Origin of the sequence: Microcoleus sp. OTE_8_concoct_300, from assembly GCF_031383065.1 — a bacterium.
Lineage (GTDB): Bacteria > Cyanobacteriota > Cyanobacteriia > Cyanobacteriales > Microcoleaceae > Microcoleus.
In genome coordinates, this window is record NZ_JANMZH010000823.1 from 1 (window position 1) to 10372 (window position 10372).

Genomic DNA, 10372 nt, shown 5'->3' on the forward strand with positions numbered 1-10372 from the left:
GTATCGTCGCCGTCGTCGCCTCCACAGTTGTCGCTGCCGGCACCGCCCATCACGGTATCGTCGCCGATGCCGCCCATCACGGTATCGTCGCCGTCGTCGCCTCCACAGTTGTCGCTGCCAGCACCGCCCATCACGGTATCGTTGCCGGTGCCACCGCTAACACTGTCGTCGCCGTCGTCGCCTCCACAGTTGTCGCTGCCAGCACCGCCCATCACGGTATCGTTGTCGGTGCCACCGCTAACGTTGTCGTCGCCGTCGTCGCCTCCACAGTTGTCGCTGCCAGCACCGCCGCTAACGGTATCGTTATCTTTGCCGCCGTTAACCGTATCGTTGCCCTCGCCGCCGTCAACGTCATCCTCGCCCAGATCGCCTCTGACGATATCGTTGCCTTCGCCGCCCTCGAAATCGTCGTTGTCTTTGCCGCCGTAGACGCTATCGTTGCCCTCGCCGCCGTCAACGTCATCCTCTCCTTCGTTGCCGTACACCAAGTCATCGCCGTCATCGCCATCGCAGGTGTCGTTGCCAGTACCGCCCAAGATAGTATCCTGATCTTTACCGCCGTTAAGCTTGTCGTCGCCTTTGCCGCCCTTAACCTTGTCGTTGCCCCGATCGCCCCTTACTTCATCGTCGTCATCGCCGCCCTCGCAATCATCGTCATCTTTACCGCCGTAGATTTTATTTTTTTTGCCACGGTTTCCTTTGATTCTGTCCTTGCCTTTTTTGCCGAATATCTTATCCTGATCGTCGGTGGCGACAATTAAGTCATCGTTATCGCTACCTTCGATCGTCCGGCGGCGATCGCTGTCATCATCATCATCATCATCGGGTAAGGGGAAGCTAAGTTTAGCACTTTTGCTGTTATCCTCAACGCCATTTTCTGATGCGCCGTTAGACTGATTCGCACCTTTGCCGTTACCGGCGCTGCTGCCAATCTCGCTGGCGATCTTTGCCTCAATATTTTTCTCAATTAACTTGACTAACTCGTCGTCCTCGGACTCTTCTGGAGCGACGGGGAGCGGTGTAGTAAACATCCAATTGGGGTCTGTCATCTCAGGAATTCCTGTATCATCTGCTGGATCGAGCAAAGGTGTTTCCGGTACCGTTTCTAACAAGATTTCTTCGGCCATTGTTGATATTTCCCACACACTGGTTAGCTTCTTAGATTCAATTTATCAGCAAACAGGATACAGCAGAAAAAAAAAATTCTCACTTCATGCTTTCGTCTGCTAGAGGGGCTGATCTCCTCATTTTTATCTTATAGATGCCTTTTAAACTGCAAGGGATTTTTTCTCTCAGTTGCGAGTTTTATATTCTGCAATCGCGCACCAAAATTAATTGACCCACCACCTACACCGTAAGTGCTGCGCCGAAGCGCCGAGCCTTTGAGATGTTCTCCGTAATTTCTACAGTAAGCTGCGCCCAAGTGGCCTTAACTGTAGAGCTTATACGTAATTTCTACAGTGAATTAGCTGAATTTCAACTCGCAACTTACAACTCCCAGATAACTACCCAAAACCTTGAACCCCAAAATTTTACCCTTGCTTTTCTTGCGATCGAGGCTGGGTGCATTGAAGTAGGGTAACACTCCCAGCTCGGACAAATCCTTCCCTGACGTAGGATTTGAGATTCTTTCCTAAACGACAGCACCCTCCTCTTTTTAGTTCCCGATGACTAATTAGAAATTTAGATAGTTCGCCCGGGCAACTATTTGTTTTAATTTTCAGTCGCCTAATTTTGTCTCGATTTTACCGAGCCGAGCCAAATGAAAAGCTTTTCTTTTAAGAAAAAAAATAGCTAGGGAAAAATCTATTTATCTCAATAGAGATTGTAAGCTTCAGAAACGAACAGGAATAAACGCAGGAGTTATTTTTGGTTAAAGTTGTAAGCTCGATCGGCATTTTGAGCGGGAATGACGCACGGCGGGGTTGAGAAACCCGGTTGCTTTGTAGAGGCTTCGCTGCCAAATCCCATATTTCTCCGAGAAACCAGCTTGATGAGGGTTAGTCCTCTACATGATAAAAATGATTGTTCCTGGAGAGGACGGGAATAATTTGCTGGGCGTTGTATTGTTGAGAATTCTTGGCTCCTTAACTTTATTTTTCCTGCTGAACTTTAACTAGATTAAGACAGTTAAATAAAAAAAATCAATAACATAAAAGTGGTAAATTAGCAAGACTCGATTAGCAATTATCGATGGTCAACTATCGATTACCGATCGCCACTGAGGTCTTACGGATGAGGGCGAAGGGCTTACGGATGAGGAGCCAGGGCTGACCAATTAATTAATTGACACAAAATCAAGATTTCAGATGGGGGGTTGGTGGTAGAGGATAAGCGGTAAGGACTCATCGACAGATCGCCACAAAAAAAAAATACTCAACTTTGCCTCCAATATTGCCCTGAAACCGGTTGGCGAGAGCCGAAGTAATTTTAATAAGAACTTGAGATCCGCCTGGTAAAGTGCCTCTAATTTAACTTTACTCAGCAATGAGAAACTCAAGTTCGCGACAAATCTAAAGGGGTCTGCGGTAGAGGTGCAAAATGTTAAAGATAGCAAGATTCGAGAAATTTCGGCTTTCACTGAGCCACAGAGCAATAAAAACTAATAAACTGTTATTAAAGTACAACTTTTATAGCCTCAAGGTGTTTGAACAAATATATTTGACCCCAGCGCTCGCCCGATCGGGGGAAGCGCATTCAGAAACTTTCATTCAAAGAGTAAAAATAATTTTGCCGCTCGTTATTGCTAGTCGCAAAAACGCAGGCAAATTCAGAATTAAGGCGGGAGGGCGCTAAATCCGTGAGCCAGGAATTTCAACTCTCAGTCACCCCAGTTGGGGACGACGAATATCTAGTGCGGACAGAAAGGGTTGCACCCGGTGTACCCTTAGCAGAAGAACAAGTCCGCTGGCCGATCGACGAATGGCTTGCACTCTCTGCTCAACTGATGAACGACCCGCTGGTGGGCTTGCTCCAAGGAAAAGCATTACAGGGAAGCAGTTTTCCTGGTCGCGGAATCTCGCGCTCGTCGGGAAACAGCTCAGCGCCGAATTTAGTAGCCCTCGGGCAACAATTATACAGCGGGCTGTTTCAAGGAAACTTGCGCGATAGCTGGACTTGCGCTCAAGGCATCGCCCAGCACCGCCGAGAAGTGCTGCAACTGCGGCTGGGACTCAAAGGCCGGCACTTGCCGCGGCTGCCGTGGGAAGTTCTGCACGCCGGCGATCGCCCTTTGGCAACCGGCACCGATGTGGTGTTTTCCCGCTACCAACCAGGTACAAGTTTGTTCAAACAAACCCGGATATTGCCTGAGCCGGGGCCGCTAAAAATTTTAATGGCGATCGCCTCTCCGAGCGATCGAGACAGCTTGCAGCTCAAGCGAGAAGTGCTCCACCTGCAACAAGAACTCGAAAACCGCACCGCTAACCCTCTCAAAAACAGCCCCCACTCCCCGGAAATTCAACTGACTATTCTCGAACAGCCCGATCGAGAACAACTTACCCAAGCCCTAGAACAAGGACACTACCAAGTCCTGCACTACGCAGGCCACAGCAACTTAGGTTCCAGAGGTGGCGAACTCTACCTAGTCAGCAGTCGCACCGGCTTAACCGAAACCTTGAGTGGCGACGACTTAGCTGGATTGCTCGTTAACAACGGTATTCAGATGGCCGTGTTCAACTCCTGCCGCGGCGCCTATGGCGACCCCTCAGACCTCGCGGACGACAGCCCGGAACGCAACTTAACTGAAGCTCTAGTCAAGCGGGGCATTCCGGCAGTGCTAGCAATGGCAGAAAGCATCCCCGACGATGTAGCCCTAACTCTCACGCGACTGTTTTACCGCAACCTCAATCAAGGCTATCCAGTCGATCTCAGCCTGAGTAGAGCTAGAGCCGGACTAATTTCTGCCTACGGTTCTCACCAGTTATACTGGGCTTTGCCCATTCTCTACCAGCACCCCGACTTTGACGGCTATCTGATCGGTGGCCTGGCCCACAGCGCGGCATCTGGGTCTCGGATGCAAATAATCACGTCGGGAACCCAGCCGGCGGTCGCGGGTACAGAATGGAAGGCGCCGTCTTCGGTTTCGGCGATCGCCCAATACCCGCCAATGCCAGCCAATCGATCGCATGAGTCAGACAGTTCTGACGGCGAAGTCTGGGAATATTTTCCTGACCCATTAAAAGATCGCAGGGATTGGGTTCACCAGAACGATCGAGCCGAGGCTGCTAATTCACCAAACTCACCGATGGCGAAGCCGTCCTCTATTCCTAATCCTGAGTCTTCGGTTATCCAAACAATTTCCGCCGCGGCACCGGCTCAGAAACCGTTAAAAAAACCGGGATTGAAAAAATCTGTGGCCCTGATGCTTTGCTTGTTGCCTCTTGCTTTGAGTGCTGGCTTTTTTGGGTGGCGGTACTCGCACCACCGAGACACGAAACCAGAAGAGTTACTGCCGGCGGTACGGACTCCCCTGTCCCAAAATTACCTGCAACAACGCCAGTAAAAGCAACAACCTCCCCCAGTGCTGAGTTTGGACTTGCTTGCCCTGACTCTAAACAGGCGGAGGTGGTTGCTGGCAATTGGCTGCCGGCTGCCACTGGAAAAGTTATCCAAAGTATGCTGCTCGATCGAATTTCGGAAGCCACGGCTCATCAACCCGGTTTCTAGCCAAAATCAGAAGCTAGGCAACCGGAACATCTAGGAAGAAACCCCGTTTCTCGTCGAGAGAGTAAGTCCGGGACTGCTTGATATAGAATTCGTCAGTCGATTTGAGATTTGAGACGGGGGCGTGAGCGCGAGGGTCGAAGGATTTGAGATTTGAGATTTATACCAAATCCGGCTTAAATACCCCCTCGATCTGGCTTGTCCGCAGAGGCGGACCAAAGTTTGACTCTATGCAGCGGTTTCAACCGCCGAATGATAAAAGGGGTAGCTTTCCCCGGATTTGCTATTACTCCACAGATGAATCTGGGACCTTGAACAAGAGTCTAAAATTTTGAGATCTCCACGACAGTAGTCAGTGGCTTGTATCCGTTTTTGGGCGGGCTGATTCGGCCGCCGGAGCATTCGTCATTCGCCACAAGACAATAAAAGCAAGAGTTGCAACAATTAACAACGTCCTCACCGTCAGGGCGGTTACTATATTTCACAATAAGTAATTGTGGAAGCGGTGGTGAGTTTGACCGAAAGCATCCAGGATACAAGCCCCCGGATTCATCCGTCCAGAAATAAAAAACCTGTATCCGAGAAACTTGCCCCCCGAATTTATCCGTGGGGTCAATGCTTCAATTCTTTAATCTCAAATCTCAAATCTAAAATCGATTGACCTGCCCCTACAGCTTGCGCATAAATTTTGAGAGTCTGGCAGTTTGCAGGCCCGAAAGTGGAAACCAGTACATTTGCACCGAAACTCCATGCCGGGAACTGCTGATAATTTGTAGTGCATCAAACATTTAAGCTCTTGTGCATTTAACTCGGTCTTTTTCAATTCCCCTGTGGAAAGAACCTCAAATTCTCTGCCGGGCGGGCCGGGCGAGGAAGATTTTCCCGAGTTCCCCCTAGAAATCTACTGATTCGTGGCGAAGTGTTAAGAGTCGCGAAGCAATCTCCCCCGATCGAAACTATTCCCCTCCTGGTGGCTGCACGATGTTTCTGCCACCGCGCCCATTGAGTCGGGTTTTAGCTTAAACCCGTTCAACGAACAGGTGAAATTTCCTTCAATTTTTACCGGATTGCCTTCCCCAGACTGCGTTCTGTGCAACTTATATGCCGAACACCTTAATAGAAGATTCCTCGTTGGTATTTGTGGTTTTGAGGGGATTTCGGGCCCGAAAAACAGGGTTTATACCCTTTTAGATTTTAGATTTTAGATTTTAGATTTTACATTGAAGAATTGGGAATGACTTATTCCATAAGGGTTTGGAGCTTGCCTACAGTTGGATTCTTTTTGTAAACTGGTTTTGCAAGTAGCTGGCAGCGGCATCGAGAACAAGTGCTGTCTCCCCTTGTTGAGGTAAAAGTTAACCGGGCGCCGGTAACTGCTTTCGGCAGATTTGCAGCGGCCGCCCTCTAGGTATTTCGATTCATGGCTGTCTTATTTTTACCTTGACCCTAGACACGATCGGGGATTGGTGAATGCAGGGAACAGACTTTACTGTAAAAAAGTAAAGCATTTAATTTGCGACAATAATTCCCCGCGCGATCACTCCGAGGCTTACGCAAGCATTTGGGCCGCGAGCAGCAAATTGATCGCCCTTCGAGTATCCTTACTTGCACCCCCGGTCTTGAGGCCACAGAAATTTATCCAGAATCTTAATATTCAGAATTCTTAGTATTGACAGTGAAACAAAGTTAATCTAATGTGTTGTAATTGATATAAGTAAAGTCCAATAAGCGAGGTACGGTCAATGGCAGAAACAGCTACAGCACCCTTAACAGGAAAAGGTCTGCTTCAAAAAATCAAAGGCAGCGATTTGCCACGCAGAGAACTTGCAAAGCTTTGCGGCTACTTCACGGTCAGCAAAAGTGGAGAAACGCGGATTAATCTGGCTGAGTTTTACGATGCAGTGTTAGCTGCTAAGGGCATTGAGCTAGAGAAGTCGAAAGCAGACGGACGCGGGCGAGAAGCGAGTTATCGAGCTAGCGTTCACAAGAATGGCTCGATCGTGATCGGGGCAAATTATACCCAAGAAATGGGATTAAAGCCCGGAGACGAGTTTGAAATTAAGCTCGGATACAAGCACATTCGCTTGATTCAGATCGATGTGGACAGACCGGATGTGGAATTGGATGATGAAGAGGAGGATACAGAAGAATAAAGGCGATCGCGATGCAGTCAGTCTCGGGCAAGGCGACTGGATTTCGCATTCGCTACACGAGTATTTGCGCGCCACCCTTCGATTTAACTGATGAGCTGTCTTGACTATTTCTATTTTCTCTTGTCCCGCAAAGACTACAGTGCCTCTGAACTTCGCAAAAAGGGGCAAGAGAAAGGTTTTGGCAATGAGGAAATATTGGAGGCGATCGCGCAAATTCAAGACCGGGGCTATCAGTCCGACACTCGCTTGGTGGCAAACTCGATCGCCTCTGCTGCAGGCAAATACGGGAAGTCCGCCATCAAGCGCAAGTGCCTGCAAAAAGGAATTACCAGCGATTTGTTCGAGCAAGTCTGGGAAGAAGAAATTGCCGAAAATCAGGACTCCGAAGCAGAAAAACTGGCGGAATTAAAAGCCAAAATCATGCGGAAATACAAGATCGATACTTGGGGTAAAGCAGATCCGAAAACCAAGGGCAAAGTCTTGAATTACCTGCAATACAGGGGTTTTAATGCCTTTGAAATTTGGCGACAGTGGCAGACGGAAGAAGCAGATGAGTAAGTTATAGGACAACCCTCGATCGATGCAGCCCCCAGATAGTGAAGCACAACTTCACTGCTGGGGGCTAAATTGTGAGTTCTGAGTTTTTGTAACTGTATGTCAATCCTCAGACTTGACTAAATAAGATTCGTACATCTGGCGGTGTCTGGCTAAAAGCTGGAGATATTTCTCGTTGATTTTGGCCAGCATCCATTTCTCTTGAAAAATGGCGGCGGATTCTGCTTTCACCGGATCTGCTTGTAGCGGCAAAATATCTTTTCGAGCTCTGCTTTGGTCTGCAACAGACTTGAGCTTTTGAGGGTTTTGCTGGTATTTTCTGCCGCTTTTGTGGTTGGCGTAGCGACGCGATCGAGTGTACCCCATCTGCAAGAACTTGCGGGCCATGTCGGCTCCAACAAAATCTTCGCGATCGAGATACTCTAAAAACAAGGAGTAAATTTTGCTGCTGGACTCCCTGGCAATTTCAGGAGTCTTAAATCTCCAGAAAGGCAGAATTTCTCCTTTGTAGGGTTCCACCAACAGCACTCCCTGTTCTCCTTTCCCTACCCGATAAAGTTCCGGGTGCTGTCGAAAGTCGATGTTCTTAAAATCCGCATGGTAGTCGAACTGCTTCATTGGGCGTTTTCTGTTCTATCTGGAACTATAGAAGCCCGCGGTTTACCTTCGTCTGGTTGGGTATAAACCCAGGCCCAAGCAATGAAGACAGCTTGAAAAGGCAGCCTCAACCAATACAGTAATTGGTTGTGGGGAATCCCTTCTATCGGAATGTTGTTGACGGCTTGATTGATATTAGCTGGAAACACGGCAATAAACAAGGCAATTAATCCCCACGCCGCCGCCCTGCTGACAGGAGGAACTAACAACCCAATTCCGCCCAAAATCTCAAAAAAACCGCTGATATAAACCAATGCTTCCGGGTAAGGAAGCTGGGGCGGCACGATTCTGATAAAAGGTGCGGGCACTGTAAAGTGCAGCACGCCTACAATACACATAGCTACTGCGAGGATAACTCGCCAAATTTCTTTTTGACTTTTCATGGGCAATTGGTAATTAATAATTTGTTAACTGGTCCAGAGAATGCTTACACAAAATCGCTATAGCGATCCTAAATCATTTGTGAATTTCTTACTCCCTCCCCTTAGTAAGGGGAGGGCTGGGGTGGGGTAAAAAATTTACGACTCCTGCGAGGATTGCTATATCTGCGATCGAGATTACAAAAACACTCTCGACACAAAAATTCCCGGTTTCCGGGTTTGTGTACTCTTGCTGGTGGCTGAAAGATCTTCTTTAGTAGAAAAACCTGGTTTCTGGGTAAGTCCCAGACAAGTTTTCGCAGCCCCAAACTTGAGGAAGCGAGAACTCGAATCGGAGGTCTGCGGGTTGAGTGCAGAAAACAGATAGCGGGCCTTTTGATACCAAGATTTTAATGTGTAGTTCCCTGCTGCTGTCTCTATCTTCCGGTAGTAAAACCTGATTTGTGGTTTCGGCTCGGGTTCCGGCAGCAGCCCGCGCCAGCGGGGGATTTTCTCGATCGACAAATCCGCCTGGGCTTAACATTAAATCATCAATAGAATTGATGAGTGCGATTGCTGCTAATCTTGACACCAGTTTAAAAAAAAGAATGCAACTGTAGACCCGTACTCCAAACCCATACAGAATAAGTCATCCCCAATTCTTCAATTCTTTAATTCTTTAATCTAAAATCCTATGACCTTGGCTTGCAGGCGATTCCCTGCGGGATAGCTGCGCTCGCGCGTACCTTAATTTGACGTATTAAGACATATTAATGCGAGTATTTTTTGTCAAGGACTTTTAGAATAATTTAATTTTTCGCTTTAAGAATTATGGGTAGAGGCTATTCGGGAACGGTCTGTAATTTTAATTACCGTATAAAATTTGTGTTTTGTCAACCTCCCAAAAATGTTACAATGGATAAAATTATGGAATTTGCTAAAAAGTCGATCGCCATAGCAACTCCCAAACCATCCTGCTTGAATTAAAGATTGTCACCAAGGGCAGGAACTTTTTAGCCACCACATTATTCAAAAAGATTGAGCCTCCCAGCGCTGTGTCATTTTAATCTACACGCAAGCAATCACCGACGACCATGAACACCTCAACCAACAACTCTAAATTTCGCCTAAACCGGATGCTGCGACAATCGCTGTTTGCAGGCATCATTTCCGCAGGAGCTTTGGCCTTCGGAGGGGCGCCCGGTTTGTACGGACAATCCCCAAGCCTCGTTTTCGGAGCCTCCGCCCAAGCTCAAGAGATTAGCAACCAGGAAATTACTAGCTACGCTCGCTCCGTCTTAGCAATAGAACCCAGACGGCAGGGAGCCTCTCAAGAAATTAAAGGCTTAGCAGGAGGCTCGGTGCCCAGAGTAGTGTGCAACGAAACTCAGGAAATCAACCGGCTGTCTGGAAATGTTCGCGGTATTGTAGTAAATTACTGCCAACAAGCTAAAAAAATTATAGAAACTAATGGCTTGACAGTTAGTCGCTTCAACCAGCTCACTTTGCTCCAGCAAGCGAATCCGGCAGTCAAACAGCGAATTCAAGCCGAGCTGCTGCGGCTGCAACAAGCGGGCAATCAATAAGCTTGAGGGTTTGAGTCTTTGGGCCTCTCCCGTTCTATTGTTCGAGTTACTAGACGGTATGGAAAAATATTGGAAAAAAGCGATATCGTATTTAAAAAAGTGCTTGACAAAATGACCCAAATTTGGTAATTAGACAAGAACGGGAGCGGTTTACAGAGATGACTATTGTCCGACTAGGTGTGACACTAGATAAGATAATCCCTCGATTTAACCGTACATTACCGGATATCAACCCAAAAAAGTTTTCTACCCAAACAAAATATGAGGGTTGTGGAAAGACATTACATAGACAGACAGCATCAGCTTTTTCAACGGTTCTCTTGCTTAGGAATGAGAATTAAATAACTTCCACAAGTTTGTGGGATGGGCGTCCCGTCCGTCCTTTTTGGACGGGCGG

At 47.8% G+C, this 10372-nt stretch carries 8 protein-coding genes; 4 read left to right on the plus strand and 4 right to left on the minus strand.

The genetic code is table 11. The features are described 5' to 3' along the window. Positions 1-1127 (minus strand): calcium-binding protein (locus tag ACUVJL_RS36365; protein WP_445250258.1); only part of this gene is annotated, 1127 nt, incomplete at its 3' end. Between the two features lie 1673 nt (positions 1128-2800). On the opposite strand from ACUVJL_RS36365, the gene ACUVJL_RS36370 reads away from it, so the two are divergent. The 3 genes from ACUVJL_RS36370 (at position 2801) to ACUVJL_RS36380 (ending at position 7376) form a co-directional block, all read left to right on the plus strand. Next, a complete protein-coding gene (locus ACUVJL_RS36370) occupies positions 2801-4504 on the plus strand; it encodes a CHAT domain-containing protein (protein WP_445250259.1) in 1704 nt (567 codons plus the stop codon). A 1903-nt stretch (positions 4505-6407) separates the two neighbouring features. Continuing rightward, positions 6408-6818, plus strand: coding sequence for an AbrB family transcriptional regulator (locus ACUVJL_RS36375; RefSeq protein ID WP_015177612.1), 411 nt, complete (start codon positions 6408-6410; stop codon positions 6816-6818). Positions 6819-6908: 90 nt separating this feature from the next. Continuing rightward, positions 6909-7376 (plus strand): regulatory protein RecX, encoded by a 468-nt coding sequence (locus ACUVJL_RS36380; RefSeq protein ID WP_445250260.1) that lies wholly within the window; start codon positions 6909-6911, stop codon positions 7374-7376. 99 nt (positions 7377-7475) lie between these two features. Here the strand turns inward: ACUVJL_RS36380 and ACUVJL_RS36385 are convergent, their stop codons facing one another. From ACUVJL_RS36385 to ACUVJL_RS36395, 3 genes are all read right to left on the minus strand, one after another. Continuing rightward, complete coding sequence (locus ACUVJL_RS36385; RefSeq protein ID WP_445250261.1) at positions 7476-7991, minus strand: DUF4385 domain-containing protein; 516 nt, start codon at positions 7989-7991, stop codon at positions 7476-7478. Next, positions 7988-8413 (minus strand): DoxX family protein, encoded by a 426-nt coding sequence (locus tag ACUVJL_RS36390; protein ID WP_445250262.1) that lies wholly within the window; start codon positions 8411-8413, stop codon positions 7988-7990. The genes ACUVJL_RS36385 and ACUVJL_RS36390 overlap by 4 nt, the downstream gene beginning before the upstream one ends. A gap of 250 nt (positions 8414-8663) precedes the next feature. Then, complete coding sequence (locus ACUVJL_RS36395) at positions 8664-8933, minus strand: hypothetical protein (RefSeq protein ID WP_445250263.1); 270 nt, start codon at positions 8931-8933, stop codon at positions 8664-8666. Positions 8934-9483: 550 nt separating this feature from the next. Between ACUVJL_RS36395 and ACUVJL_RS36400 the strand changes: the two genes are divergently transcribed. Beyond that, positions 9484-9975, plus strand: a complete 492-nt coding sequence (locus ACUVJL_RS36400) for a DUF4168 domain-containing protein (RefSeq protein WP_445250264.1) — start codon at positions 9484-9486, stop codon at positions 9973-9975. The last annotated feature ends 397 nt before the right edge of the window (positions 9976-10372 follow it).

Coding starts and splice junctions, on each gene's coding strand:
- ACUVJL_RS36375 (WP_015177612.1), top strand. CDS start 6,408: ATGGCAGAAACAGCTACAGCACCCTTAACAGGAAAAGGTCTGCTTCAA.
- ACUVJL_RS36380 (WP_445250260.1), top strand. CDS start 6,909: ATGAGCTGTCTTGACTATTTCTATTTTCTCTTGTCCCGCAAAGACTAC.
- ACUVJL_RS36385 (WP_445250261.1), bottom strand. CDS start 7,991: ATGAAGCAGTTCGACTACCATGCGGATTTTAAGAACATCGACTTTCGA.
- ACUVJL_RS36390 (WP_445250262.1), bottom strand. CDS start 8,413: ATGAAAAGTCAAAAAGAAATTTGGCGAGTTATCCTCGCAGTAGCTATG.
- ACUVJL_RS36395 (WP_445250263.1), bottom strand. CDS start 8,933: ATGTTAAGCCCAGGCGGATTTGTCGATCGAGAAAATCCCCCGCTGGCG.
- ACUVJL_RS36400 (WP_445250264.1), top strand. CDS start 9,484: ATGAACACCTCAACCAACAACTCTAAATTTCGCCTAAACCGGATGCTG.